24 protein-coding genes are annotated in these 25,302 nt (G+C 71.8%); 3 read left to right on the forward strand and 21 right to left on the reverse strand.

Annotation, left to right across the window (positions count from 1 at the left end):
• Positions 1-3 precede the first annotated feature (3 nt).
• From gltB to ABD785_RS33165, 17 genes are all read right to left on the reverse strand, one after another.
• Positions 4-4,557 (reverse strand): glutamate synthase large subunit, encoded by a 4,554-nt coding sequence (gene gltB / locus ABD785_RS33085; protein WP_344836244.1) that lies wholly within the window; start codon positions 4,555-4,557, stop codon positions 4-6.
• A 208-nt stretch (positions 4,558-4,765) separates the two neighbouring features.
• A complete protein-coding gene (locus ABD785_RS33090) occupies positions 4,766-5,533 on the reverse strand; it encodes a hypothetical protein (RefSeq protein WP_344836246.1) in 768 nt (255 codons plus the stop codon).
• A complete protein-coding gene (locus tag ABD785_RS33095) occupies positions 5,530-6,306 on the reverse strand; it encodes a hypothetical protein (RefSeq protein ID WP_344836249.1) in 777 nt (258 codons plus the stop codon). The genes ABD785_RS33090 and ABD785_RS33095 overlap by 4 nt, the downstream gene beginning before the upstream one ends.
• Positions 6,307-6,367: 61 nt before the next feature.
• Positions 6,368-7,081 carry a VIT1/CCC1 transporter family protein gene (locus tag ABD785_RS33100; protein ID WP_344836252.1) on the reverse strand — a complete coding sequence of 238 codons (714 nt, stop codon included), beginning with the start codon at positions 7,079-7,081 and terminating at the stop codon, positions 6,368-6,370.
• Positions 7,078-8,487 carry a prolipoprotein diacylglyceryl transferase gene (gene lgt, locus ABD785_RS33105; RefSeq protein ID WP_344836254.1) on the reverse strand — a complete coding sequence of 470 codons (1,410 nt, stop codon included), beginning with the start codon at positions 8,485-8,487 and terminating at the stop codon, positions 7,078-7,080. Before lgt ends, ABD785_RS33100 begins: the two co-directional genes overlap by 4 nt.
• Before the next feature lie 87 nt (positions 8,488-8,574).
• On the reverse strand, positions 8,575-9,327 hold the full coding sequence (locus tag ABD785_RS33110) for a DsbA family protein (RefSeq protein WP_344836256.1): 753 nt from the start codon (positions 9,325-9,327) through the stop codon (positions 8,575-8,577).
• A 43-nt stretch (positions 9,328-9,370) separates the two neighbouring features.
• Entirely contained in the window at positions 9,371-9,850 is a 480-nt protein-coding gene (locus ABD785_RS33115) for a DoxX family protein (protein ID WP_344836257.1), read from the reverse strand.
• A 201-nt stretch (positions 9,851-10,051) separates the two neighbouring features.
• Positions 10,052-10,849: a tryptophan synthase subunit alpha gene (gene trpA / locus ABD785_RS33120; RefSeq protein WP_344836259.1), complete on the reverse strand. Its 798-nt coding sequence runs from the start codon at positions 10,847-10,849 to the stop codon at positions 10,052-10,054.
• On the reverse strand, positions 10,846-12,057 hold the full coding sequence (gene trpB, locus ABD785_RS33125; RefSeq protein ID WP_344836261.1) for a tryptophan synthase subunit beta: 1,212 nt from the start codon (positions 12,055-12,057) through the stop codon (positions 10,846-10,848). Before trpB ends, trpA begins: the two co-directional genes overlap by 4 nt.
• A gap of 86 nt (positions 12,058-12,143) precedes the next feature.
• Positions 12,144-12,950, reverse strand: coding sequence for an indole-3-glycerol phosphate synthase TrpC (gene trpC / locus ABD785_RS33130; RefSeq protein ID WP_344836263.1), 807 nt, complete (start codon positions 12,948-12,950; stop codon positions 12,144-12,146).
• An 80-nt stretch (positions 12,951-13,030) separates the two neighbouring features.
• Positions 13,031-13,453, reverse strand: a complete 423-nt coding sequence (locus ABD785_RS33135) for a DUF2752 domain-containing protein (protein ID WP_344836265.1) — start codon at positions 13,451-13,453, stop codon at positions 13,031-13,033.
• A gap of 69 nt (positions 13,454-13,522) precedes the next feature.
• Positions 13,523-14,302, reverse strand: a complete 780-nt coding sequence (locus tag ABD785_RS33140) for a winged helix-turn-helix transcriptional regulator (RefSeq protein WP_344836267.1) — start codon at positions 14,300-14,302, stop codon at positions 13,523-13,525.
• Entirely contained in the window at positions 14,241-14,879 is a 639-nt protein-coding gene (locus tag ABD785_RS33145; protein WP_344836269.1) for a Trp biosynthesis-associated membrane protein, read from the reverse strand. The genes ABD785_RS33140 and ABD785_RS33145 overlap by 62 nt, the downstream gene beginning before the upstream one ends.
• Positions 14,876-15,268 carry a phosphoribosyl-AMP cyclohydrolase gene (gene hisI, locus ABD785_RS33150; RefSeq protein ID WP_344836271.1) on the reverse strand — a complete coding sequence of 131 codons (393 nt, stop codon included), beginning with the start codon at positions 15,266-15,268 and terminating at the stop codon, positions 14,876-14,878. Before hisI ends, ABD785_RS33145 begins: the two co-directional genes overlap by 4 nt.
• A gap of 79 nt (positions 15,269-15,347) precedes the next feature.
• Entirely contained in the window at positions 15,348-15,554 is a 207-nt protein-coding gene (locus ABD785_RS33155; protein WP_106398542.1) for a cold-shock protein, read from the reverse strand.
• Positions 15,555-15,948: 394 nt separating this feature from the next.
• On the reverse strand, positions 15,949-17,739 hold the full coding sequence (locus ABD785_RS33160; protein ID WP_344836274.1) for an ABC transporter ATP-binding protein: 1,791 nt from the start codon (positions 17,737-17,739) through the stop codon (positions 15,949-15,951).
• A complete protein-coding gene (locus ABD785_RS33165) occupies positions 17,736-19,436 on the reverse strand; it encodes an ABC transporter ATP-binding protein (RefSeq protein ID WP_344836393.1) in 1,701 nt (566 codons plus the stop codon). The genes ABD785_RS33160 and ABD785_RS33165 overlap by 4 nt, the downstream gene beginning before the upstream one ends.
• Before the next feature lie 212 nt (positions 19,437-19,648).
• Between ABD785_RS33165 and ABD785_RS33170 the strand changes: the two genes are divergently transcribed.
• Both ABD785_RS33170 and ABD785_RS33175 read left to right on the forward strand, forming a co-directional pair.
• A complete protein-coding gene (locus tag ABD785_RS33170; RefSeq protein ID WP_344836277.1) occupies positions 19,649-20,890 on the forward strand; it encodes a hypothetical protein in 1,242 nt (413 codons plus the stop codon).
• A gap of 95 nt (positions 20,891-20,985) precedes the next feature.
• Positions 20,986-21,309 carry a hypothetical protein gene (locus tag ABD785_RS33175; RefSeq protein WP_344836280.1) on the forward strand — a complete coding sequence of 108 codons (324 nt, stop codon included), beginning with the start codon at positions 20,986-20,988 and terminating at the stop codon, positions 21,307-21,309.
• Here ABD785_RS33175 and ABD785_RS33180 read toward each other — a convergent pair.
• From ABD785_RS33180 to priA, 4 genes are all read right to left on the reverse strand, one after another.
• Positions 21,296-22,129, reverse strand: a complete 834-nt coding sequence (locus ABD785_RS33180) for an ATP-grasp domain-containing protein (RefSeq protein ID WP_344836283.1) — start codon at positions 22,127-22,129, stop codon at positions 21,296-21,298. The two genes, ABD785_RS33175 and ABD785_RS33180, sit on opposite strands and share 14 nt — an antisense overlap.
• A 61-nt stretch (positions 22,130-22,190) precedes the next feature.
• Complete coding sequence (hisF, locus tag ABD785_RS33185) at positions 22,191-22,961, reverse strand: imidazole glycerol phosphate synthase subunit HisF (RefSeq protein ID WP_344836285.1); 771 nt, start codon at positions 22,959-22,961, stop codon at positions 22,191-22,193.
• Positions 22,958-23,350, reverse strand: coding sequence for a RidA family protein (locus tag ABD785_RS33190; RefSeq protein ID WP_344836288.1), 393 nt, complete (start codon positions 23,348-23,350; stop codon positions 22,958-22,960). Before ABD785_RS33190 ends, hisF begins: the two co-directional genes overlap by 4 nt.
• The gene (gene priA, locus ABD785_RS33195) at positions 23,347-24,066 is read right to left on the reverse strand and encodes a bifunctional 1-(5-phosphoribosyl)-5-((5-phosphoribosylamino)methylideneamino)imidazole-4-carboxamide isomerase/phosphoribosylanthranilate isomerase PriA (RefSeq protein ID WP_344836291.1); all 720 of its coding nucleotides are present in this window, start codon (positions 24,064-24,066) and stop codon (positions 23,347-23,349) included. The genes ABD785_RS33190 and priA overlap by 4 nt, the downstream gene beginning before the upstream one ends.
• A 127-nt stretch (positions 24,067-24,193) precedes the next feature.
• Here priA and ABD785_RS33200 point away from each other — a divergent pair, with 127 nt between their 5' ends.
• Entirely contained in the window at positions 24,194-25,234 is a 1,041-nt protein-coding gene (locus ABD785_RS33200) for an NAD(P)-binding domain-containing protein (RefSeq protein WP_344836294.1), read from the forward strand.
• Positions 25,235-25,302: the final 68 nt, after the last annotated feature.

The following is a 25,302-nucleotide window of genomic DNA, read 5'->3' on the forward strand; positions in this document are numbered from 1 at the left end:
CCCCTATCCCTGTGCCGCGGCCATGACGGCCTCGTCGACGTCGCGGCCCTCGGCCTCGGCGGCGGCCATGGCCGCCAGCACCCGCTTGTAGTCCCGCGGCATGATCTTGCTGAACCGCTCGACGGCCGAGTCCCACTCGGCGACGAGCTTGGCGGCGACGACCGAACCGGTCTCGGCCTGGTGCTTCTCGACCATCGCCCGCACGTAGGCGCGGTCGTCGGCGGAGAGCTCCTCGATCTCGACCATCTCGCCGTTGACGCGCTGCGGCTGGAGGTCGAGCACGTAGGCGATGCCGCCCGACATGCCGGCCGCCAGGTTGCGTCCGGTGCGGCCGAGGATGATCGCCCGTCCGCCGGTCATGTACTCCAGGCCGTGGTCGCCCACACCCTCGACGACCGCGGTCGCCCCGGAGTTGCGGACGCAGAACCGCTCGCCGACCAGGCCGCGCAGGAACGCCTCGCCGGAGGTCGCGCCGTACAGCAGCACGTTGCCCGCGATGATCTGGTCCTCCGCGGCGAAGGTCGCCGACGGGTCGGGCTGGACGGTGATCCGGCCGCCCGACAGCCCCTTGCCGAGGTAGTCGTTGGAGTCGCCGGTGAGCCGCAGCGTGATCCCCGACGGCACGAACGCGCCGAAGGAGTTGCCCGCCGAGCCGGTGAAGGAGATGTCGATCGTGTCGTCCGGCAGCCCCTCGCCGCCCCACTTCCTGGTGAGGTGGTGGCCGAGCATGGTGCCGACGGTCCGGTTGACGTTGCGGATCGGCAGCTCGAGCTTGACCTTGTCACCGAACGCGATCGCGCCCTCGGCGAGCTGGATCAGGGTGTTGTCGAGCGCCTTCTCCAGACCGTGGTCCTGGACGGTGACGCACTGCAGCGCGGTGCCCTCGGGCAGCTCCGGCAGGTGGAAGATCGGCGACAGGTCGAGACCGGCGGCCTTCCAGTGCGTGATCGCCTCCCGGGTGTCGAGGACGCCGACCTGGCCGACGGCCTCCTCGAGGGAGCGGAAGCCGAGGGAGGCCAGGATCTCCCGTACCTCCTCGGCGATGAACTCGAAGAAGTTCACGACGAACTCGGGCTTGCCGGAGAACCGCTCGCGCAGCACCGGGTTCTGCGTCGCGACGCCCACCGGGCAGGTGTCGAGGTGGCAGACGCGCATCATGATGCAGCCGGAGACCACCAGCGGGGCGGTCGCGAAGCCGAACTCCTCGGCGCCCAGCAGGGCGGCGATGACGACGTCACGGCCGGTCTTCATCTGGCCGTCGGTCTGGACGACGATCCGGTCGCGCAGGCCGTTGAGCAGCAGGGTCTGCTGGGTCTCGGCGAGGCCGAGCTCCCAGGGCGCGCCCGCGTGCTTCAGCGAGGTCAGCGGCGAGGCGCCGGTCCCGCCGTCGTGGCCGGAGATCAGGACGACGTCCGCGTGGGCCTTGGACACGCCCGCCGCGACCGTGCCGACGCCCATCTCGGAGACGAGCTTCACATGGACGCGCGCCGCCGGGTTGGCGTTCTTCAGGTCGTGGATGAGCTGGGCGAGGTCCTCGATCGAGTAGATGTCGTGGTGCGGCGGCGGCGAGATGAGGCCGACGCCGGGGGTGGAGTGCCGGGTCTTGGCGACCCACGGGTACACCTTGTGCCCGGGCAGCTGGCCGCCCTCGCCGGGCTTCGCGCCCTGCGCCATCTTGATCTGGATGTCGTCGGCGTTGGTCAGGTACTCGGAGGTGACGCCGAAGCGTCCCGAGGCCACCTGCTTGATCGCCGAGCGGCGGGAGTCGCCGTTGGCGTCCGGGGTGAACCGGGCCGGGTCCTCGCCGCCCTCACCGGTGTTCGACTTGGCGCCGAGCCGGTTCATGGCGATCGCGAGGGTCTCGTGGGCCTCGGCGGAGATGGAGCCGTAGGACATCGCGCCGGTGGAGAACCGCTTGACGATGTCGGCGACCGGCTCGACCTCCTCCAGCGGGACCGGCGTGCGGTCACCGGCGAAGGAGAACAGGCCGCGGAGCGTCATCAGCTTCGCGGACTGGTCGTCCACGAGGGAGGTGTACTCCTTGAAGATGTCGTACTGCCGGGTGCGGGTGGCGTGCTGGAGCTTGAACACCGTGCTCGGGTTGAACAGGTGCGGCTCGCCCTCGCGGCGCCACTGGTACTCGCCGCCGACCTCGAGGGTGCGGTGCGCCGCGTCGTTGCCGTTGACCGGGTAGGCGCGGGCGTGGCGCTGCGCGACCTCGGACGCGATCACGTCGAAGCCGTTACCGCCCAGCTTGGAGGCGGTGCCGACGAACGCGACGTCGATGACCTCGGCGCCCAGGCCGATCGCCTCGAAGATCTGCGCACCGGTGTAGGACGCGACCGTCGAGATGCCGATCTTGGACATCACCTTCATGACGCCCTTGCCGTACGCCTTGACCATGTTGCGGGCGGCCTTGGTCTCGTCGAGCCCCTTGAGGTCGCCGGACTTGACCAGGTCCTGCACGGTCTCGATGGCGAGGTAGGGGTTGACGGCCGAGGCGCCGTACCCGATCAGCAGCGCCATGTGGTGGCACTCGCGCGCCTCGGCGGTCTCGATGACGAGGCCGACCTGGGTGCGGGTCTTCTCCCGGATCAGGTGGTGGTGCACCGAGCCGGTGAGCAGCAGCGACGGGATCGCGGCGAACCGGGAGTCCGAGCCGCGGTCCGACAGGACGATCACGCGGGCGCCCGCGGCGATGGACCGCGAGACCTCCCCGCAGATCTCCTCGATGCGCCGGCGCAGGGCCGCGCCGCCCCCGGCGACCTCGTAGAGGCCGTGGACGACATGGGCGTCGAGGTGCGGGAGCGAGCCCTCGTCGTTGATGTGGATGATCTTGGCGAGCTCGTCGTTGTCCAGGATCGGGGTCGGCAGCACGAGACGCTTGCACGAGTCCGGGCCCGGCTGGAGGAGGTTGCCCTCGGGACCCAGCGTGGACTGGAGCGAAGTGATCATCTCTTCGCGGATGGCGTCCAGCGGCGGGTTGGTGACCTGCGCGAACAGCTGCTTGAAGTAGTCGAACAGCAGGCGCGGCTTCTCCGAAAGGGCGGCGACGGGGGTGTCGGTGCCCATGGAGCCGATCGGCTCGAAGCCGTCCCGTGCCATCGGCGACAGGAGGATCTTGAGCTCCTCGCTGGTGTAGCCGAAGGTCTGCTGGCGCTTGACGAGGGTGTCGTGGGTCGGGATCTCGCGCTCGCGCTGCGGCAGTTCCTCGAACCGGACCAGGCCCTCGGCCAGCCACTCCTGGTAGGGGTGCTCGGCCGCGAGGGAGGCCTTGACCTCGTCGTCCTCGACGATCCGGCCGGCCTCGGTGTCGACCAGGAAGATCTTGCCGGGCTGGAGGCGGCCCTTGCGGACCACCTTCGCCGGGTCGATGTCCAGGACTCCCGCCTCGGACGCCAGGACGACCAGGCCGTCCTCGGTCACCCAGAAGCGGCCCGGGCGCAGGCCGTTGCGGTCGAGGACCGCGCCGACGACCGTGCCGTCGGTGAACGACACCGACGCGGGGCCGTCCCAGGCCTCCATCAGCGTCGAGTGGAACTCGTAGAACGCCCGGCGGGCCGGGTCCATCTCGGTGTGGTTCTCCCACGCCTCGGGGATCATCATCAGCACCGCGTGCGGGAGCGAGCGCCCGCCCAGGTGCAGCAGTTCGAGTGCCTCGTCGAAGGACGCCGTGTCGGACGCCTCGATGTCGATCACGGGGAAGATCCGCGAGAGGTCGCCGGGGAACAGCTCGGAGGCCAGCAGGGCCTCGCGCGCCCGCATCCAGTTCCGGTTCCCCTTGACGGTGTTGATCTCGCCGTTGTGGGCCAGGTACCGGTACGGGTGGGCGAGCTCCCAGGCCGGGAAGGTGTTGGTCGAGAACCGCGAGTGGACCAGCGCGATCGCGGAGGTGAAGCGGCGGTCCGACAGGTCGGGGAAGAACGGCTCGAGCTGCGGGGTCGTCAGCATGCCCTTGTACACGATGGTGCGCGAGGACAGGCTCGGGAAGTAGACGGGGACGTCCTGCTCGATGCGCTCGCGGGCGCAGAACACGACGCGGTCCAGCTCGATGCCGGAACGCCCCGCGAAGGGGCCGTCCTCGGCGGCGGCCAGGAACAGCTGGGAGAAGTGCGGCATCACGCGCTTGGCGGCCGGGCCCGTGAACTGCGGGTCGATCGGCAGCTCGCGCCAGCCGAGGACGGTCAGGCCCTCTTCGGCGGCGACGGCGTGGATGTGGCCGACGGCGGCCTTGCGGGCCTCGGCGTCGGCGGGGAGGAAGCACAGTCCGGCCGCGTAGGAGCCCGCCTCGGGGAGGTCGAAGTCCACTACGGCGCGGAAGAAGGCGTCCGGGATCTGGGTGAGGATGCCGACGCCGTCTCCGTCGTCGGGTTCGGCTCCCACCGCACCCCGGTGGTCGAGGTTGCGCAGGACCGTCAGCGCGTTCTCGACGATGTCGTGGCTCTTGCGCCCGTTGAGATCGGCCACCATGCCGACGCCGCAGGCGTCGTGCTCGTTGGCCGGGTCATACAGCCCCTGAGCTGCAGGCTGTCCAGGTGTGAGGGCAGCAGCCGCCATCAACCCTCCCGTTTCGAATCAAGACACTGTCTGGGAAACCAGTGCAGTTCGGGACGGCGTTGGCCCTGCTGCGAGTTATTACCTAGAGGTTACATCACTACCACCGCGGCAGTTGAGCACCCTTCCTTCATGATAGCTGGACAAATCCGGCGGCAAAGGTCTGGACCAGTCCAATTTCCCGTGATCAACCTCACGGAATCGTCGCAGGTCAGGCGGCCGCACGCTCGTAAATCGCCTCGGCCTTCGCCGCCGAGAGGACCAAGGACAGCAGGGGCTTGCTGCGCTCGTCACCGGTGCCGTCCGTGCGCTGCGCCCACGTGATCACGACGTAGTGACCCATGGCCACACCGCGCGCCATGCTGAAGCCCTGCCCGAACTTGCTCAGGGCACCTTTCCCCGGCAGCGGGCGGACGAAACCACCGGTTCCGGCACCGAAGGCGGCCACCGCCGTGTCGGCCGCCTCGCTGTCACGGAGGTTGAACACGCCGATCGTCACGGCGAAGCCCTTGGCGGTGTCGCCGTAGAGGGCACGGCCCGCCTGGGAGCAGCCCCCGGCCCGCAGGACCCGGCCGAGACCGCTTCCCCACATCGCCTTCGCGCAGTCCCCGTCGAGTACCACCGCGCGCCGGGTCAGGGCCGTCTTGGCGGTCTCGTCGATCAGGGTCTTCTCGGGGAAGAGCTCGGCGGCCGTCAGCGGGGCGCCGTCCCTGGCCCTGGTCTCGATCGGCACGAACACGTCCGAGGAGGGCGAGGAGGAGTAGCTCGACGGCGAGGTGCCGTTGGCGGCGGGCCTGCCCATCGCGACGGCGTCCAGGGTCTGCGCCCGGCCGTCGTCGTCGCCCGTCATCAGGATGACGATCACAGCGGCGGCGACCACGAGGATCAGCCCGGCGGCCGCGCCGAAGAAGACGACCGGCCCGGGACCCTTCCGCCGCGGCGGCCTGCGTCCCGGGGCCGGCTGACGGCCCGGGCTCAATTCTCGCCCTTCGGCCCGGGGTCGAGGTTCACCAGGCGCCCCCAGGCGAAGTCCTCGGGGGACTGCACCGCGAGGCTGATGTCGATCATCTCGTTCAGCCCGGGCGGCCGCTCGCCGCTCGCCCGCTGCACCCAGCTCATGATCACGTAGTGGCCGATGACCTGGGAGTAGGCGGCGCTCCAGTTGCCGCCGAAGTCCTTGACCTCGGGGCTCTCCAGCGGGTGGACGAAACCGTTCTTCCGCGTGACGTCCATGGCGTTCATCACGAGGGTCGCGCCCTTCTCGTCGGCGAGGTTGAACGCCACGAACAGGCCCGCGTAGGTCTTGTCCTCCGAGACGTACAGCCCGCGCGCGATCTGGTTGCAGCCCGCCTGCTGAAGCATGGTCTCGAACACGTCGCCCCAGGCCGCCGACGGGCAGTCGGTGAGCTTCTGGCCCTTGAGGGCGAACTTGTACTTGCCGTAGGCGACCGTCTTCTTGTCGTCGAAGATCTCGCCCTCGGTGAACAGGCGCGGATCCGCCGTGCGCAGGCTCAGCTTCGTGGTGTCCTTGTCGCCCTCCTGCGGCACATAGGTCACCGGCAGGCGCTTGCCGACGGAGGTCGACACCGCGTCATCACCGCCCCGGCCCAGGAACCACCAGGCGGCACCGCCCGCCGCGGCCAACAGCACGATCACCGCGACCACGATCGAGATCGTCCGGCTGCGGGGCCCGTCGGGGGCGTCCGGCCAGAACTCGTTCTCGTCGCCGCGAGCTTTCGTCTGTGAGCTCATGTCGCCCACCGTTCCTCCAGGCAATTCCGTCCGCGGCAGAGCCTAGTACGCCGGATCGCGTTCACAGGCCGTTCGTTCCGATCAATGCGCCCACACCGTAGGTGATCGCGGCCGCGGCCGCACCGAAAGCGAGCTGGCGCAGCCCGCTGAACCACCAGCTCCTGGCCGTCACCCGGGACACCAGGGCACCCGCGCCGAACAGCCCGAGCACCGCCAGGACCGCCGAGGGGACCAGGGAGTCCGCCCCCAGAAGATAAGGCAGGACCGGCAGGGTCGCCCCCACCGAGAACGCCAGGAAGGACGAGACCGCCGCCAGCACGGGCGAGGGCAGCTCTCCCGGCACCACGCCCAGCTCCTCACGGGAGTGGATCTCCAGCGCCTCACGCGGGTCGCGGGACAGCACCTCGGCGACCTGCTCCGACAGCTCCCGGCTGAGCCCGCGCGCCTCGTACAGCATCGCCAGCTCCTCCCGCTCGGCGAGCGGGTTGCGGTCCAGTTCCCTGCGCTCGATCTCGATCTCCGCCTCGGCCAGCTCGGACTGCGAGGCGACCGAGATGTACTCCCCCGCCGCCATCGAGAACGCGCCCGCGGCCAGGCCCGCGAGACCCGCGAGCACGACGATCTTGTGTCCGGCCTGGCCTCCGGCGACACCGGCGATCAGCGCGAAGTTCGAGACGAGGCCGTCCATCGCGCCGAACACGGCGGGACGCAGCCATCCGCCGTTGACGTCGCGATGTTCGTGATGGATCTCAGGGGCCGAGTGCTGCTCGGTCACCCCTCGCCTTTCGCGTCGTTCTTGTCGTCGTCGTTCTTGTCATCGTCGTTCTTGTCGTCGTCGTTCTTGTCGTCGTCGTTCTTGGCCCACCAGACGTCCTCGGGGACCGGCTCGGCCTCGGTGACGATCGGCTCGGCCGGCGCGCGGGGCTCGGGCTCCGGCTCCTCCTCGAGCTCGACGGGCAGCTCGCCCTCGTCCTCGATCTCCGCCAGCTCCTCGGCCTCGTCCTCGTCAGCGCTCTCGACCGGCGCGGGCTCGACGTCCCCCGCCTCCTCGGCCTCGGCGATCTCGATGTCGCCGGGCTCCTCCTCGTCATCGTCCCCGGGCTCGTCCGGCTCCTCCGCGACGACCGGAGCGGGCGCCTCGTCCTCCAGCGCCTCGTCCTCCAGCGCCTCATCCTCCGGCTCGGCGTCCCCGGACTCGGGCTCGGGCACCACGACGGGGGCGGCGACCGGCCCCGCGGACGCGACGGCCTTGTCGGTGACGGTCTCCCCGGTTCCCTCCTCGGCCGCGCCGGTCGCGCCGGCGCCCACCGGGACGAGTTCCTCGGTCTCGGCGGAGTCGCCGAAGTAGAGCGGCTCGGGCACGGAGCCGGAGTTCCGCTTGAGGTAGAGGTAGAGGGCGGCGCCCAGGAAGACGATGATCGAGGTGTAGTCGTTGAGCCGCAGCCCGAGGAAGTGGTGGGCCTCGTCGATGCGCAGCGCCTCGATCCAGCCGCGGCCCACGGTGTAGCCCGCGACGTACAGCGCGAAGCTCCTGCCGTGGTTCAGGTTGTAGCGCTTGCCCGCCCAGATCACGACCAGCGCGAGCGCGATGCACCAGATCGACTCGTACAGGAAGGTCGGGTGGTAGGTCTCGACGTTCTCGTACTGCGGCAGGATCCCGCCGAGGCCGTCCTTGGGCCGGTGCGCGAGATCGATCTCGACGCCCCACGGCAGGGTGGTCGGCTTGCCGTAGAGCTCCTGGTTCCACCAGTTGCCCCAGCGGCCGATGCCCTGGGCGAGCGCGATGCCCGGAGCCACCGCGTCGGCGAACGGCGCGAGCCGCACCCCCTTGCTGCGGCAGCCGATCCAGGCGCCGACCGCGCCGAGCGCGACCGCCCCCCAGATGCCCAGCCCGCCGTTCCAGACCTTCAGCGCGTCCAGCGGGTGCTTGCCCTCGCCGAAGTACATCTGATGGTCGGTGATCACGTGGTAGAGCCGTCCGCCGACCAGCCCGAACGGCACCGCCCAGACCGCGACGTCGATGACGACGCCGGGCTGCCCGCCCTTGGCGATCCAGCGCCTCTCCCCCAGCCAGACGGCGACGACGACGCCAATGATGATCATCATCGCGTAGGCCCTCAGCGGGAGGGGGCCGATGTGCCAGACGCCCTGCGAAGGGCTGGGGATGAAGGCGAGCTGCATGAGCGTTGACGTTACCGCAAACGGAAGAGCCGATGACCCGGCCCCGGTCGACGGGAAGGGAACACCGGCTCTGCCGTGAGGACCGCGCTACCCGGCGTCGGCGACCGCCTTCTTCAGGTCGGACGGCACGAACGCGTCGTTGGTGATGTCCTTGCCGTCGAGCTTGACGGTCGGCGTCGACTCGACCTTGCCGACCTTGAGCGCGTAGTCCGTCATCGCCTGCACCTGGGCGCTCTTCTCGGCGCCGTTCACGCACTGGGTGAAGGCGTCACCGGTGATCGGCGTGCTGAGCCCGGCGGCCCACGAGATCAGGTCGGAGTTGGAGAAGCCGACCTTGCCCTCCGGCGGCTGCTCGGCGTAGATCTTGTCGTGGAAGGGGACCCAGTTGTCGCCCGGGGCGCACAGCGCCGCGTTGGCGGCCCGCTCGGAGTTCTCCTTCAGCGGGGTCTGCTGGAAGAGCCGGAACGGCCGGTAGACGACCTTCGCCTTGCCGTCGGCGGCGAGCTGCTTGAAGGTGTTGCCGCTGGTCTTCTCCAGGTTCTTGCAGGCCGGGCACTGGAAGTCCTCGAAGACCTCCAGGACCGGGCTGGTCACTCCCGCCTTGGCCATGACGATGGACCCGTCCGACGCGCGGCTGGTCGGCGCCAGCGCGCCGACGAAGTCCTCGGCCTTGTCCCGGTTGGAGTTGACGAAGACGAAGACCCCGACCACCACGACGATCACGGCGGCGGCCGCGCCGACCGCCCCGAGCATCCTCTTCTGCTTGTCGCGCTGCGCCTGGAGCCTGCGCTCCTCGGCCAGCTTCTCCCGCGCGGTGCGGTCCCGCGTGGCCTTGCTCATGATGACGCCCCTGTTGGATTGGAAGGCTGTGAACAGTGCGGGCTCAGATGCCGAGCAGCCCGTCGACGCTTGCTCTGCTCCGCGGGAACCGCGCGATCCAGACGGCCAGCGCCAGGAACACGACGTCGCGGATGATCTCCGACAGATACTTGGTCTGCCCCTTGGCGACGGCCCCGCCGCCGCCGAAACAGCCGCAGTCGATGCTGAGCCCGCGGGCCCAGGCCGAGGCGATGCCGCCGATGAAGACCGCCATCAGGACCGCCGAGATGATCGCGACGAAGCGGGTGGCGAACCCCACGAGCAGCAGCACGGCCAGGACGATCTCGAGCACGGGCAGCCCGTACCCGACGAGACCGGTCAGCGACGCGGGCAGCAGCTGGTAGGCCTCGACGGCCTGCTTCTGCAACGCGGGCGGCTCGGTGACCTTCGCCCAGCCCGCCCAGAAAAGAATCGCGGCCAGCACGATCCGGGCGGCTGTCGTGATCCAGGGCAGCACCTCGGCCCGGCGTGTCTCGGTCACCATGCCGTCCTCCCCCGTCGTCGATGCGTCAGCCGGCTCAGAGATCGTCGCACGAACCCTAGGCGCTCCCACGTAAGCCCCCCGTCAACCCTGCATCGATGGCCGCACACTGCTGTCGGCACGTTACCGTGCGTCGAACAATAGCGCTCGGGAACGGCTCAGCCCCCGCGCCGTGACGGCGGGGGGCTGAGAAAAGCTCGGCGGTCAGCGGCCCTTGCGGACGCCCTCCGCGAACTCCGCGGCCAGTTCCCGGACCGCCGTGAGGCCCTCGGCCTCGGTCGGCGCGTCCAGCAGGCGGCGGATGAAGGCGGATCCGACGATGACGCCGTCGGCGAAGGCGGCGACCTCGGCGGCCTGCGCCCCCGTGCTCACTCCCAGGCCCAGCCCGACGGGCAGGTCGGTGTGGGCCTTGGTGCGGGCGACGAGCCCGGCGGCGCCGGTGTCGATGGCGGTGCGCGCCCCGGTGACGCCCATCAGCGACGCCGCGTACACGAACCCGCGGCAGACGCTCGTGATCTTCTCGATGCGCTCCTCGGTCGAGCTGAGGGCCACCAGGAAGACCTTGTCGAGGTCGTGGGCGTCGGCCGCCTCGAACCACTCGTCCGCTTCCTCGGGAGTGAGGTCGGGAGTGATCAGGCCCTGGCCGCCCGCGGACTTGAGCTCACGCGAGAACCGGTCGACGCCGTAGCGGTCGACGGGGTTCCAGTAGGTCATGACCAGGGTCGGGACCCCGGTGGCGGCGACGGCCTCGACCGTGCGGAACAGGTCGGGCAGCCGGACGCCCGCCTCCAGGGCGCGGTGCACGGCGTCCTGGATGGTGGGGCCGTCCATCAGCGGGTCGGTGTAGGGCAGCCCGATCTCGATGATGTCGCAGCCGCCCTCGACCATCGCCGTGGCGGCCTTGACCGCACCGTCGACGGTCGGGAATCCGGCGGGCAGGTAGCCCACCAGCGCGGCGCGGTTCTCCGACTTCGCCAGGTCGTAGGCGGACTGAACGCTCACTTCCCGCCCTCCGCGCTCGTGTCCATGAGGCCGAAGTACTCGGCCGCGGTGTGCATGTCCTTGTCGCCGCGGCCGGACAGGCAGACGATCATCGTCGCGTCCGGGCCGAGTTCCTTGCCGATCTTCAGCGCCCCGGCGAGGGCGTGGGCCGACTCGATGGCCGGGATGATGCCCTCGGTGCGGCACAGCAGCAGGAAGGCGTCCATCGCCTCCTTGTCGGTGATCGCCCGGTAGTCGGCGCGGCCGATGTCCTTGAGCCAGGAGTGCTCGGGGCCGACGCCGGGGTAGTCGAGCCCGGCCGAGATCGAGTGCGACTCGATCGTCTGGCCCTCCTCGTCCTGGAGCAGGTAGGTGCGCATGCCGTGGATGACGCCGACGGAGCCGGCCGACATCGTGGCGGCGTGCCTGCCGGTCTCGATGCCGTCGCCCGCGGCCTCGAAGCCGTAGATCTTCACGGACTCGTCGGGGACGAAGGCGTGGAACAGGCCGATGGCGTTGGAGCCGCCGCCGACGCAGGCGACGATCGCGTCGGGCAGCGCGCCGGTGAGCTCCAGGCACTGCTCGCGGGCTTCGACGCCGATGACGCGCTGGAAGTCGCGGACCATCGCGGGGAACGGGTGCGGGCCCATCACCGTGCCGATGATGTAGTGGGTGTTCTCGACCGTGGAGACCCAGTCGCGGAACGCCTCGTTGACGGCGTCCTTGAGGGTCCGGCTACCGTGCTTGACCGGGACGACCTCGGCGCCGAGCATCCGCATGCGGGCCACGTTCAGGGCCTGGCGCTCGGTGTCGACCTCGCCCATGTAGACGGTGCACTCGAGGCCGAACAGGGCGGCCGCGGTCGCGGTGGCGACGCCGTGCTGGCCGGCGCCGGTCTCGGCGATCACCCGGGTCTTGCCCATGCGCTTGGCCATGAGCGCCTGGCCCAGCACGTTGTTGACCTTGTGCGAGCCGGTGTGGTTGAGGTCCTCGCGCTTGAGCAGGACGCGGCAGCCCGCGTGCTCGGAGAAGCGCCTGGCCTCGGTCAGCAGGCTCGGACGGCCCGCGTAGCCGGTGAGAAGGTCGCGGAACTCGGCCTGGAAGGCCGGATCGTTCTTCGCCTTCTCGTATTCGGTGTCGAGCTGGTCGAGCGCCGCCATCAGTGCCTCGGGGGCGAAACGCCCGCCGAACCTGCCGAAACGTCCCGCAGCGTCGGGAACGATGGTCATGTTTTTTCCTGTCAGAAGTCGTAGCGGTCTAGTCGGTGAGACGGGGACCGCTACGCCATCGTTCGCGCAGTTGCATGATCAGTAGCCTACTTGGACTGGCGCAGCGCCGGGTGCGCCCCGGCGGCCACGAGGTCGGCCACGGCCGCCCGCGGGTCCTTGCCGGTGACCAGGCTCTCTCCCACCAGGACGGCGTCGCAGCCGGTGGCGGCGTAGGAGAGCAGGTCGTGCGGGCCGCGCACGCCCGACTCGGCGATCCGGATCAGGTGGGCGGGGATGGTCGGGGCGACGCGGGCGTAGGTGCCGCGGTCGACCTCGAGGGTCTTGAGGTTCCGCGCGTTGACGCCGATGACCTTGGCCCCGGCGGCGACGGCCCGCTCGACCTCCTCCTCGTCGTGCACCTCGACCAGCGGGGTGAGCCCGATGGACACGGCCCGCTCGATCAGCGACACCAGGGCGTCCTGCTCGAGCGCGGCGACGATCAGCAGGGCGAGGTCGGCGCCGTAGGCCCGCGCCTCCCACAGCTGGTAGGAGGTCACGATGAAGTCCTTGCGCAGCACGCAGCAGCCGACGGTGGCCCGGACGGCCGCGAGGTCGTCCAGGGAGCCGCCGAACCTGCGCCGCTCGGTGAGGACGCTGATGACCTTGGCCCCGCCGCGTTCGTAGTCGGCCGCCAGCGCCGCCGGGTCGGCGATCGCGGCGAGCGCGCCCTTGGACGGGCTGCTCCGCTTCACCTCGGCGATCACGGCCACGCCGTCGCCCCCCAGCGCGGCGATCGCGTCCCGTGCGGGCGCGGCCTTGGCGGCGCGCTCCTTGAGCTCCTCCAGCGAAACGGTCTGCTGCCGTTCGGCGAGATCGGCGCGCACACCGTCGATGATCTCGTCGAGAACGCTCACGGTTGTCCCCTCGTCCCGGCTGCCCTGTCTCAGGCGATGGTAGCCCGCCGACGACCCGGGATCTGCACGCGCCCCCGGCCCTAGGGGGCCAGGAAGCCGCCGAAGGGCAGGTTGCGCAGCACCCAGAAGACGGCGATCGTGCCGACGAATCCCATGATCAGCCACCGGTGCGAGAGCCTGGTCCGCACCTCGGTGCCCCGCCAGGCCGCCACCACCCACAGGCCCCACAGGTAGAGCACGACGGGGATCATCACGAAGGCGAGCAGGTTCTTGGACGCCGCCTCGCCGAACTGCCCGTGCGCGATCGCGTGCGTCATCCGCAGGCCGCCGCAGCCCGGGCACAGCAGGCCCGTCGTCGCCAGGAACGGGCAGGTCGGATAGTGCCCCGCCTCGTTCGGGTCCACCGACCCGACATAGGCGAAAGCCGCTGCCGCCGCCGCGCCCAGCCCCAGCGGCGCGATCAACCCCCGCCACCGCGAGGCCCTGACGCTCCGTACCCCCATCACATCCTCACCGTACCCACCGTCCGCGCCCCGCATCCGCCATCCGGCGCCCACCGGCGCGCCCGCCGCTCAGTCGGCGGCGTAGCCGACGCCCCTGACCGTGCGGATGGGACTGGCCTGGCCGAGCTTGGCGCGGAGCTGGGCGATGTGCACGTCGACGGTGCGGACGCCCGCGCTGGCGCCGCTGGTCCAGGCGGCCGCGAGGAGCTGCTCGCGGGTGAAGACCCGGCCCGGATGGCGCATGAGGTGGGCCAGGAGGTCGAACTCGGTGGCCGTCAGCGGGGTGGGGCGGTCCTCGATGCGGACCATGCGGGTCTGCGGGTCGAGCATGAGGGTGCCCGCGCGCAGGATGTCGGCGGCGACCTCGTCGGCCCGGCCGCGCCGCGCGGCGGCGACGGCGCCGACGAGGGTGCGCGGGCTGAACGGGCGGACCACGGTGCGGTCGCCGGTCACCTCCGGCCGTCCGGGCGGCAGCACGGTGACGACGGGGGCGGGCCTGGCGGCCTCGGTGACCCGGCGGTGCAGGTCGGCCTGGGTGAGGGGCGGCGGCAGCGCCGACAGGTCCAGCACAACGATGTCGGGGCCGAGCGCGGCGACCGTGGAGACGGCGCCGGCCCGGTCGGGCTCGACTTCCACCTGGTAGCCCTCGCGGGAGAGGTAGAGGCGTTCCAGCTCGGCGACCGCGGGATCGTGCTCGATCAGGAGCACGACCACGGGCTTGTCGGTGGCGCTGGTCCGGGGGGTGACGATCGCGGGCTCCCTGTCGGTCGGCGCGGCCGGGGGCGGCTCAGCGCTCCCGGCCGGGGGCGGCCCGGAGCTGCGGGCCGTCCGGCAGCGTACCCGGATCATGCGGGCCGGCGCCCGTGCTCGTGGGGTCCTCCCCGCGGTCGAGGGACTTCCACAGGCTCGCGGGGTCGTCGGCGGCCGCGGGCGCGGCCTCGGCGGGCTTGCGGTCGTACCGGGCGGACATGCCGGGCCAGGCCCGGCCGCGCACGACGGTCGCCAGCCCGGCGGCGGCGACCAGCAGCCCGCCCACCAGGGAGACGCTCCACCAGGCGTTCACGGAGATCGCCAGATCGGGCTGGGCCGACAGCAGCACCGAGGAGTTCCGGACGGCCGACAGCACGTCGGAGCGGCCGTGGGAGAGGACGGCGGAGCCGGCGATGCCCGCGCCCAGCAGCACCATGAGCGCCCCGACGGGGATCCTGGCCCGGCCCCGGGTGGCGAAGACCGCGAACACGGCGGCCAGCGCTGCCCAGCCGAGCGCCCTGCCCGGGGTCAGGCCGGAGCCCTCGACCTTCTGCGCGGCCGTGCCGACCGCGCCCGAGGCCGCGGTGGCCCAGACCCGCCCGGCCGCGTACACGGCCAGCAGGGATCCGGCCGCCGCGGTCGCGGCGACGGCGGTCAGCTCGCGCCTGGGGGTCATGCGGGCCGGTTCCCCACGACGGCGCCGAGATCGTCGGAGTCCCAGCAGGTGCGGTCGCCGGTGTGGCAGGCGGCTCCGACCTGGTCGACCCGCACCAGGACGACGTCGCCGTCGCAGTCGAGCGCTACCGACTTGATCCACTGCTGGTGGCCCGAGGTGTCGCCCTTCACCCAGTACTCCGAGCGGCTGCGCGACCAGTAGGTGCAGCGGCCGGTGGTGAGGGTGCGGTGCAGGGCCTCGTCGTCCATCCAGCCCATCATCAGCACCTCGCCCGTGTCGTACTGCTGGGCGATGGCGGGCACCAGGCCGTCGGCGGTGCGCTTCAGCCGAGCGGCGATCTTCGGGTCGAGGTCGGTGGAGTTCGGGGCGGCGGGCCCTGCGGCAGACATGCTTCCATTCTGCCGCAGCCCGCAACGCAGAAGGCCCACCCCGCGGGCATCGGAGTGGGCCTTCCTGCGACGATGTGGCTTACAGGGGGCGGACCTGGTCGGCCTGCGGGCCCCGGGTGCCCTGGGTCACCTCGAACTCGACGCGCTGGGCTTCGTCCAGGCTGCGGTAGCCGGAGGACTGGATGGCCGAGTAGTGGACGAAGACGTCGGGTCCGCCGCCGTCGACGGCGATGAAGCCGTAACCCTTCTCGGCGTTGAACCACTTCACGGTGCCCTGCTGGGGCATGGTCTTACTCCTTGCGGCAAAACTAGGCGCCACACCTCGTGGCCCCTTGGGCGGCCTGCGCGGAGAATTCTCGCCCCCGGGTACCGTCCCCGGATGAGCCAAAACACCCGCTGTCATGTTCCGTGCGGGCGTTCTCATGCTGACTAGCTGGTAACACATGAACGAACCACGACTGCAACCGTTGTCCCGAGAGTATCACCGAGGGACCAAGATCCGCGAGGGCGGAAACCCCTGCACAGTAAGGGATTCCGCCCTGCTCACGGCCGTCCCGGTGGCCATTTCGATCCGGGGTGCATTAACCGGGTTGCCTGACGGAACAACGGCGACCCGCCGCCGAGAACGCGGGTCTGACCACATCACGGTCCGGCGGCACATCAATTGAAGGTTGAATTAATCAGAGCGCCTTCTGCGCGGCCCACGACGCATAGAGCGCCTTGTACACGCCCTCCTCCTCGACCAGCCGCTCGTGCGGGCCGCGCTGCACGATCTCGCCCTTGTCGAAGACGACGACCTCGTCGGCGGCCTCCGCGGTCGACAGCCGGTGGGCGATCGCCACGGCGGTGCGGCCCCGGGTGGCGCTGTCCAGGGCGCGCTGGATGCGGACCTCGGTCGCCGGGTCGACGGCCGAGGTGGCCTCGTCGAGCACCAGCAGGTCGGGATCGGCCATGTAGGCGCGGGCGAGGGCGGCGAGCTGGCGCTCCCCCGCCGACAGCGACTCCCCGCGCTGCCCCACCGGGGTCTCCAGGCCGCGCGGGAGCCCCTCCAGCCAGTCGGTGAGGCCCAACTCGGCGAGGGCCGCGAGGATCTCCTCGTCGGACGCCCCGGGACGCCCGTAGCGGATGTTGTCGCCGAGGGTGGCGTCGAACAGGAAGCCGTCCTGCGGGACGATGACGATCCGCTCGCGCAGCGAGGAGAACCGGACGTCCGCCAGCGGCACCCCGTCGACGAGGATCCGGCCCTCCACCGGGTCCATGAGCCGGGTGAGCAGCTTGGCGAAGGTGGTCTTGCCCGAGCCCGTCTCGCCGACGACCGCGACCCTGCGCCGGGCCGGGATCTCGGCCGAGACCCCGCGCAGCACCGGCGGGCCCGCCGGATAGGCGAACGACACGTCGTCGAACCGGACCGAGATCGGGCCGCGCGGCAGCGTGACGCCCTCCTCGCCCGGGTCGGCGACGTCGGGGTCGGTGTCGAGGACGCCGAGCACCCGCCGCCAGCCCGCGACGGCGTTCTGGGCCTCGTTCAGCATCTCCGTGGCGGCCTGCATCGGCCCGACGAACAGGGTGACCAGGAACATGAACGCCACCAGCTCCCCGGCCGTCAGGTTCCCGCCGACGCCCAGCAGCACCCCGACGATCACGACGAGCGCGGTGGCCAGCGCCGCGACGACCTCGCTCAGCGGGAAGGTCGTGGCGACCAGCGCCTGGGCCCTGGCCTGGGCCGCCCGCCCCCGGTCGACGGCGGTGTCGACCCGCTCGGCGATGCGGTGCTCCGCGCCGTAGGCCTTGATCACCGAGGCGCCCACGACGGACTCCGAGACGGCCGACAGCAGGTCGCCCATCCGCTCGCGCACCACGAGGTAGGCGGCGGAGATCTTCCTCTGGAAGATCCGCAGCCCGAAGGCCATCGGAACGAACGAGACCCAGACGATCAGCGCGAGCTGCCAGGAGTAGACGAGCATGAGCGCGGTGGCCACGACCACCTGGCCGAGCGAGATGATGATCATCAGCCCGCCCCACTGCATGAACTGCGAGATCTGGTCGACGTCGCCGGTGACCCGCGACACCAGCGCCCCGCGCCGCTCCCCGCTCTGGGTCAGCATCGACAGGTCGTGGACGTGCCGGAAGGCCTTGACGCGCAACGCCGCCAGGCCCGTCTCGGACGTCCGGTAGAGCCGGACGTTCATCACATAGCCCGCCAGGAACGTCACCACGACCGCCGCCGCGCAGGCCAGCACGGCGTTCCGGACGAAGGCGAGGTCGGGTCCCCGCCCGCCGGAGCGCAGGCCGTGGTCGAGGGTCTGCTGGACGGCGATCGGCACGACGATCCGCCCGGCGGTGGCCAGGGCGGCGAGCAGCAGGGTGACCCCGATGCCCCGGCGGAACTCGGGGGTGAGCCGCAGGCCCCGCCGCAGGGTCGCGACGGCGCCCTCCTTCATGGCGGTCTCGCTCAGCGTCGTCGCGGTCATGCCGTCACGTCCTCTTCGATCGCGATCTCGTCGTCGTAGGCGTTCACGAGGTCGCGGTAGCCGTCCGAGCGGTCGAGCAGCTCCCGGTGGGTGCCGACGTCCTGGACGCGGCCCCGGTCGAGGTAGACGACCTCGTCGGCCAGGGAGATGGTGGCCTTGCGGTAGGCCACGACGACCACGCTGGCCGCCGTCTCCCGCAGGCCGTGCAGGATCCTGGCCTCGACCTGGGGGTCGACGCTGGAGGTGGAGTCGTCGAGCACGAGCAGGCGGGGCCTGCGGGCCAGGGCCCTGGCCAGGGCGAGCCGCTGGCGCTGGCCGCCGGACAGGGTCGTGCCGCGCTCCCCGATCCTGGTGTCGAGCCCCTCGGGCAGGGCGGCGACGAACCCGTCGGCCTGGGCCAGCCGCAGCGCCGCCCAGACCTCCTCGTCGGGGACCGGGGAGCCGAGCACGACGTTGCCGCGCACGGAGTCGTCGAACAGGAAGGTCTCCTGCGGGACCAGGGCCGCCGCCCCCGACACGGCGCCGGGGCCGAGCTCGCGGACGTCCACCCCGTCCAGCAGGACCGTGCCGCCGGCCGGGTCGACCAGCCGCACGAGCAGCGAGGTGAGGGTCGACTTGCCCGAGCCGGTCGGGCCGACGATCGCCACGGTGCTGCCGGGCCGCACGGTGAAGGACACGTCGCTGAGGACCTCGCCCGCCTCGTAGCCGAACCGCAGGTTCCCGACCTCGACGGAGGCCGCTTCGTTGGAGTCCAGGGTGGAGGTTCCGAACGGCAGCGAGCCGTCGGCGTCCAGGACGGCCCTGACCCGCTCCCAGCCGACGACGCTGCGGGGCAGCTCGGCCAGGACCCAGCCGAGCGCCCGGATCGGCCAGGCCAGCAGCGTGAACAGGTAGCAGACCTGGACGAGGTCGCCGGACTCGATCGCGCCGGCGTCGAGCCGTATCGAGCCGACCCACAGCACGGCGAGCACGCCGAGCCCCGGCAGCGCCTCGAGCATGGGGTCGAACAGGCCGCGGATCCGGCCGACGGCGATGTTGGCGTCGCGCAGCCTGTGCGCCCGCTCGGCGAACCGCTCGGTCTCGGCGTCCTCGCGGCCGAGGGTCTTGACGACGAGCCCGCCCTCGAAGCTCTCGTGGGCGACCTCGCTGACCTCGGCCTTGAGCTGCTGGGCGAGGGCGGCGCGCGGCCCGAGCAGCCGCTGGTAGACCACGTTGAGCCCGAAGACCGCCGGGAAGATCAGGAATCCGACGGCGGCCAGCGGGAGGTCGACCAGCAGCATCGCCACGGCCGCGATCACCAGCATGAACACGACGCCGACGGCCATCGGCAGCGGCGCGATCGGCGCCCAGACGGCCTCGACGTCGGCGCTGGCGTTCGACAGCAGCTGCCCGGTCGGGTGCCGGTGGTGCCAGGACAGCGGCAGCCTCAGGTACTGCCGGGTGACCGCCCTCCGGTACTCGGCCTGGAGGTTGTACTGCATCAGGCCGGCGAAGAACCGGCGTCCGGCGACCCCGAGGGCCTTGAACACCGCGACCCCGAGGATCGCGGCCGCTCCCGCCGCCAGGGCGCCGGCCTCGGCGTCGCCGGAGTCGAAGGCCGGGAGGATCACCTCCTGGGTGACCCGGCCCAGCACCCAGGCGCTGGCGACCGTGGTCACTCCGTACACCGCGCTGGCCGCGACGGACAGGCCGAACATGAGGGGCTCGGTGCGCACCGCCACGCCCAGGACCCGGAACCCCGCCCGCAGGATCTGGGGGTTGATCCGCTCAGGCACGCAAAATCTCCCTCTGTTAACGAATATTCGGCACACATGCCTACCATCCGCCGACGACACTTATTCCCCAAGGTCACGCAGCCCGACCCAAAAGGCACTTGCCCCGCATCGGTCCTGCTGCGCATGCTGGCTGGGTGGACGCCAACGTGATTCAACCCGTCAACACGCTGCACGGGCAGCTCCAGCGAGGGCTGGGCAGAGCCGCCCGGAAAGCCGCGCAGACACGCGGCGCAGGCGAGTTCGTCTATGACTGCGTCCGCAGGGATCCGCGCTGGGACCGGCAGGTCGAGTCCCGCAGCCTCTACTACGCGCGCCTCGTCGTGGACCTCGAACTCCCCGTACACCCCATCACCGAACATCTGTTCGACCCAGCGGACGCCACCGACCCCGACGACTGGCGCGCCTCCCTGGCCATCGACACCCTCACCGACCTCGTCCGGCTGAGCCGCCGCGAGGCCGCCCGGCCACTGCGGCGCTACGCCGAGGAGGGCACGCACTGGTTCGAGGCCCTCGACGCCCTGGTCTCCCTCGGCGACCCGGCGCTCGTCCACGGGCTCGGCCCGGTCGCGGCCGCCCGCTGCGACGACGACGACCTGCACTGGCTGGTCGACGACCCGGGCAATCCGGTGATCCGCCAGTGGGCCGTCGAGCACCCCGCGATCGCCGACGCCGTGGCCAAGCGGCGCGGCAGCCCCCCGCCGCGCCCCCGTGAGCACCACCGCCCCGACGGCAGCGACGGCGACCTGCTCGCCCTCGCCCACCAGCGCAGCGACGCCTCCATCGAAGCGATCATGGAACTGGGACGACGGCGCAGCCCCGCCCTGTTCGACCTGGCCGAGGAGGTCCTGCCCGAGGGCGCGAGCCGCTGGCGCGGGGTGATCTGCCGGGCCCTGCGCGAGTACAGCGCCGAGGCGGTGCCGCGGGCGCGGCAGTGGGCGTCGGCGGGCGGCCCCTGCGCCGACGTCGGCATCATGATCCTCTCCAGGCATGGCACGAGCCAGGACGTCCCGCTGCTGCTCAAGGCCTTCTCCGAGGACCTGGCCAACCGATGCTGGGGAGGCGCCGCCGGCCCCATAGAGGGTCTCGGACGGCTCCGGGCCGGTGCCGCGGTCCCGCTGCTCAAGGAGGCGTGGATCGAGACCGAGTACGCCTACCTGCGGCCCCGGCTGCTCACCGCGCTGCTGCGCACGGCCCCGCACACCTCGGAGACCTTCGCCGCCGAGGCGTTGTGGGACTGCGAGGACGAGGCCCGCCGGATCGCCGCCGCCGCGGCCCCGCTGACCGAGGACAACCGCCTGCGCCTGCGCCGCCTGGCCTCGTGCGCCGCCGAGGAGCCGGGGGTCGTCTCGGTGGCCGTCGACCGGACTGAGACCTGAATCACGGAACCGCGGGCCTCCTCCATGAGGGAGGGGTCCCGGATCGTCCCCCAGCGCGATGTCCGCCCCGCCCGGACCCGCCTAGAATCCTGAACATGATCTCCCCGAAGACCCGCGTCCTGCTCGCCACTCCCCTGCTCGCGGTGGCCTTCCTCGCGACCTCCTGCAGCAGCGACAACGCCAACTGCAGCACGACCTCCTGCACCGTGACCTTCGACCGGGGCGTCGACGCCAAGGCGAGCGTCCTCGGCGTGGACGCCGAGCTCGTCAGCGCCAACGGCGACCAGGTCACCCTCAAGATCGGCGGCCAGACCCTGACCGTCCCGGTGGACGCCGACCCGCAGCCCTCCGGCAACTTCGACGTCGACGTCCAGTCGGTCACCAAGGACCAGGTCGTCGTGAAGATCAGCCTGAACTAGACCGGCGGACGATGGCGTCGGCGAGGCGGCCCGCCGCCCCCGGCGCCTGGTGGAGGAACAGATAGGGCTCGCTGAGCTCCAGTTCCAGCAGGACGGGCGCGCCGTCCGGGCCCGGGATGAGGTCCACCCGGGCGTAGAGCAGGCCGTCCGGGGCCGCCTGGAGCACCCGGCGGGCGATCGCCAGCTCGGCCTGCGACGGCTCGCGCGGCGAGATGGTGCCGCCGTTGAGCTCGGAGACGCCCGCGCCGGGCCGCAGGATCGGCTCCTTGCGGGCGGCGTGGCTGAACTCGCCGTCGATGAAGACCAGCGCGCTCTCGCCCGCGGTGTCGATGGCGTCGAGGTAGGGCTGGACCATGACGGTGCGGCCCTCGGCGAGCAGCCGGTCGAGATGGGCCCTGGCCGGGACGGCCTCGGCCGCCGACCAGCGGGCGGTGTCGCGGGCCCCGGCCGAGACCGCGGGCTTGATCACGTAGTCGGGCCACTCGGGCAGCTCCGCGGGGTCCCACAGCGTCGGGACGACCGGGACGCCCGCCTCGGCCAGCTCGCGCAGGTAACGCTTGTCGGTGTTCCAGGCCAGGACCTCGGCCCGGTTGGCCAGGCGCGGCAGCTTCCCGGCCCAGGCGAGGAACTCCGCGAGGCGCTCGGTGTAGTCCCAGGTGTTGCGGGCGACGACCAGGTCGAAACCGTCCCAGTCCGCGTCGGCGTCGTCCCAGGGGACCGTCCGGGCCTCCACGCCCCTGGCGGCCAGCTCGGCGATGAGGGCGGGGGCGTCTTCGTCGCCGTCGGGCAGTCCCTGAAACGTGGCAATCGCGATCTTCACGATGTCCAGGTTATGCGTATGACGGGGGTTTCGCGAGCCCGGCGGCCGAAGCCGCCGGGGCTCAGCGGACGGGGTGCCCCGACGCCCTGATCGCCTGCTTGACCTCGGAGATCTTGAGGTCGCCGAAGTGGAAGACGCTCGCGGCCAGGACCGCGTCGGCGCCCGCGTCGACGGCCGGCGCGAAGTGCTCCAGCGAGCCCGCCCCGCCGCTGGCGATGACCGGGACGGTCACGGCCGTCCGGACGAGCCTCAGCAGCTCCAGGTCGAAGCCGTTCTTGGTGCCGTCGGCGTCCATCGAGTTGAGCAGGATCTCCCCGACGCCCAGCTCCTGGGCGCGTGCGGCCCACTCGACGGCGTCGATGCCGGTGCCCCTGCGCCCGCCGTGGGTGGTCACCTCGAACCCCGAGGGGGTGGGCGGGCCGTCCTGGACGCGCCGCGCGTCGACCGACAGCACGACGCACTGGGAACCGAACCGGTGGGCGGCCTCGCGCAGGAACTCCGGCCGCGCGATCGCGGCCGTGTTGATCGAGACCTTGTCGGCGCCGGAGCGCAGCAGCCTGTCGACGTCCTCGACGGCGCGGATCCCGCCGCCGACGGTCAGCGGGATGAACACCTCCTCGGCGGTCCGCCGGACGACGTCGTAGGTCGTCGAGCGGTCGCCGCTGGAGGCGGTGATGTCGAGGAAGGTCAGCTCGTCGGCGCCCTCGGCGTCGTAGCGCCGGGCGAGCTCGACGGGATCGCCCGCGTCGCGCAGGTTCTGGAAGTTGACGCCCTTGACGACGCGCCCCGCGTCGACGTCGAGGCAGGGGATGACCCGGACGGCGACGGTCACTGGCCCGCCCCCCGGTAGGCGTCGACCTCCACCTCGACCAGCATGTCCTCGTCGAGGAAGCCGGAGACGATGATCATCGTGGCGGCGGGGCGGACCTCGCCGAACAGCGAGCCGTGGGCCCTGCCGACGAGGTCGGCGTGGGCGCGGTCGGTGATGTACATCCGGGTGCGGACGACGTCACCGGCCGAGAGCCCGAGCCGCTCCAGCGACCACAGCGCCACCTGGAAGGCGGTGCGGGTCTGCTCGTAGGGGTCGCCCTTGTGGACGATCTGGCCGTCGACCACCGAGGTGCAGCCGGAGACGTAGGCGGTGTCGCCTGCGAGCACGGCCCGCGAGTAGCCGATCACGTCCTCCCACGGCCCGCCGGAGGAGATCCGTTCCACGGTCATCGGGAGACCTCCAGCGCCTCTTCGAGGGTGAAGGCGCCCGCGTACAGGGCCTTGCCGACGATCGCGGCCTCGACGCCGTCGGGGACGAGGGTCTTCAGCACGCGCAGGTCGTCGAGGGAGGAGACGCCGCCGGAGGCGACCACGGGCTTGGCGGTGCGGGTGCAGAACTCGCGGAGCAGGTCGACGTTCGGGCCGGTCAGGGTGCCGTCCTTGGTGACGTCGGTGACGACGTAGCGCGGGCAGCCGTCGCGCTCCAGGCGCTCCAGGACGTCCCAGAGATCGCCGGCGTCCTCGGTCCAGCCGCGGGCGGCGAGGGTGGTGCCGCGCACGTCGAGGCCGACCGCGATCTTGTCCCCGTACTCGCCGATGATCTTGCGGCACCACTCGGGGTTCTCCAGGGCGGCGGTGCCGATGTTGACCCGCGCGCAGCCGGTCTCCAGGGCCGCCACCAGGGACGCGTCGTCGCGGATCCCGCCCGACAGCTCGACCTTGATGTCGAGGGTGCCGGTGACCTCGCGCAGCAGTTCCCGGTTGGAGCCCCGGCCGAACGCCGCGTCCAGGTCCACCAGATGGAGCCACTCGGCGCCCGCGCTCTGCCACGCGAGGGCGGCGTCGAGGGGCTTGCCGTAGGAGGTCTCGGTGCCGGCCGCGCCCTGGACCAGGCGCACGGCCTGCCCGTCGGCGACGTCAACGGCGGGAAGCAGCGTCAGGCTCATGGGCCGAACCCTATCGGGCCACGGTCCCACCGGCCGAAACGGTCTCAGCACGTGGGAAGCCCCGGGAAGAAGGAGCCGGCGGGCGGCGTTGGCCCGTCCGGAGGGGCGCTCATCCGGGAGGGAAGGCATGGAGACGGACGTGGTGGTGATCGGCGCGGGGCAGGCCGGCCTGTCGGCCGCGCACTTCCTGGACCGCTACGGCCTGGACCACATTGTGCTGGACGCCTCGGAGGGCCCCGGCGGCGCCTGGCGCGAGCGGTCGCCCTCCCTGACCATGGACGGGATCCACGGCGTCTTCGACCTGCCCGGCATGGCGCGGACGCCGGTGGACGGCGCCCTGCCCGCCCGGGTGGCCGTCCCGGAGTACTACGCACGGTACGAGGAGTCCCTCGACGCCGGGGTCCTGCGACCCGTCGAGGTCACCGCGGTCAGGCCGGACGGCGGGGGGCTGCTCGTCGAGACCTCGCGGGGCCTCTGGGCGGCACGGGCGATCGTCAACGCCACCGGAACCTGGACCCGCCCGCACTGGCCGTCCTATCCGGGCATGGCGGACTTCCGGGGCGAGCAGCTCCACTACGCGGGCTACCGCGGCCCCGGGGCCTTCGCGGGTCGGCGGGTGATCGTGGTGGGCGGCGGCGCCTCGGCCGCGCACGTCCTGTCCGAGCTGGCGGACGTCGCCGAGACCCGCTGGGTGACGCGCCGCGAGCCGGTCTTCCACGACGGAGAGTTCGGCGAGGCGGCCCGCCGCGAGGCCGTCGCGAGGGTCGAGCGGAGGGTCCGCGCCGGGCTCCCGCCGCAGAGCGTGGTCAGCGTCACCGGGCTCGGCTCCAGCCGCATCGTCCGCGACGCGCTCGCCAAGGGCGCGCTGGAGCGGCACCCGATGTTCGCCCGGCTCACCGCGGACGGCGCGCTCTGGCCGGACGGCTCGGCGTGGGCCGCCGACGCGGTCATCTGGGCCACCGGCTTCCGGAGCGCGATCCGCCATCTCGCCCCGCTGCGGCTCCGCGAGCCCGGCGGCGGCATCCGGCTGGAGGGCACCCGCGCCCTCGCCGACCCCCGCGTCCACCTGGTCGGATACGGGCCCTCCGCCAGCACCATCGGCGCCAACAGGGCGGGACGCGCCGCCGCCCTCGACCTCAGGGACCTGCTCGCCCGGGCGGCCGCCTGACCCCGCGCCCCCGCCGGGTGGGCGGAGTTTACGCGCAGGAGACACGGCGGAAACCTGAGCGCGGACCA

The organism is Actinocorallia longicatena, assembly GCF_039534125.1.
In the GTDB taxonomy this organism is placed as follows: domain Bacteria; phylum Actinomycetota; class Actinomycetes; order Streptosporangiales; family Streptosporangiaceae; genus Actinocorallia; species Actinocorallia longicatena.

Bases quoted from the DNA above. Each gene is read 5' to 3' on its own strand.
- gltB (WP_344836244.1), bottom strand. From the start codon at position 4,557: ATGGCGGCTGCTGCCCTCACACCTGGACAGCCTGCAGCTCAGGGGCTG.
- ABD785_RS33095 (WP_344836249.1), bottom strand. From the start codon at position 6,306: ATGAGCTCACAGACGAAAGCTCGCGGCGACGAGAACGAGTTCTGGCCG.
- lgt (WP_344836254.1), bottom strand. From the start codon at position 8,487: ATGCAGCTCGCCTTCATCCCCAGCCCTTCGCAGGGCGTCTGGCACATC.
- ABD785_RS33110 (WP_344836256.1), bottom strand. From the start codon at position 9,327: ATGAGCAAGGCCACGCGGGACCGCACCGCGCGGGAGAAGCTGGCCGAG.
- ABD785_RS33115 (WP_344836257.1), bottom strand. From the start codon at position 9,850: ATGGTGACCGAGACACGCCGGGCCGAGGTGCTGCCCTGGATCACGACA.
- trpB (WP_344836261.1), bottom strand. From the start codon at position 12,057: ATGACCATCGTTCCCGACGCTGCGGGACGTTTCGGCAGGTTCGGCGGG.
- ABD785_RS33135 (WP_344836265.1), bottom strand. From the start codon at position 13,453: ATGGGGGTACGGAGCGTCAGGGCCTCGCGGTGGCGGGGGTTGATCGCG.
- ABD785_RS33140 (WP_344836267.1), bottom strand. From the start codon at position 14,302: ATGATCCGGGTACGCTGCCGGACGGCCCGCAGCTCCGGGCCGCCCCCG.
- ABD785_RS33145 (WP_344836269.1), bottom strand. From the start codon at position 14,879: ATGACCCCCAGGCGCGAGCTGACCGCCGTCGCCGCGACCGCGGCGGCC.
- hisI (WP_344836271.1), bottom strand. From the start codon at position 15,268: ATGTCTGCCGCAGGGCCCGCCGCCCCGAACTCCACCGACCTCGACCCG.
- ABD785_RS33155 (WP_106398542.1), bottom strand. From the start codon at position 15,554: ATGCCCCAGCAGGGCACCGTGAAGTGGTTCAACGCCGAGAAGGGTTAC.
- ABD785_RS33160 (WP_344836274.1), bottom strand. From the start codon at position 17,739: ATGACCGCGACGACGCTGAGCGAGACCGCCATGAAGGAGGGCGCCGTC.
- ABD785_RS33165 (WP_344836393.1), bottom strand. From the start codon at position 19,436: ATGTTCGGCCTGTCCGTCGCGGCCAGCGCGGTGTACGGAGTGACCACG.
- ABD785_RS33175 (WP_344836280.1), top strand. From the start codon at position 20,986: ATGATCTCCCCGAAGACCCGCGTCCTGCTCGCCACTCCCCTGCTCGCG.
- ABD785_RS33190 (WP_344836288.1), bottom strand. From the start codon at position 23,350: ATGACCGTGGAACGGATCTCCTCCGGCGGGCCGTGGGAGGACGTGATC.
- priA (WP_344836291.1), bottom strand. From the start codon at position 24,066: ATGAGCCTGACGCTGCTTCCCGCCGTTGACGTCGCCGACGGGCAGGCC.
- ABD785_RS33200 (WP_344836294.1), top strand. From the start codon at position 24,194: ATGGAGACGGACGTGGTGGTGATCGGCGCGGGGCAGGCCGGCCTGTCG.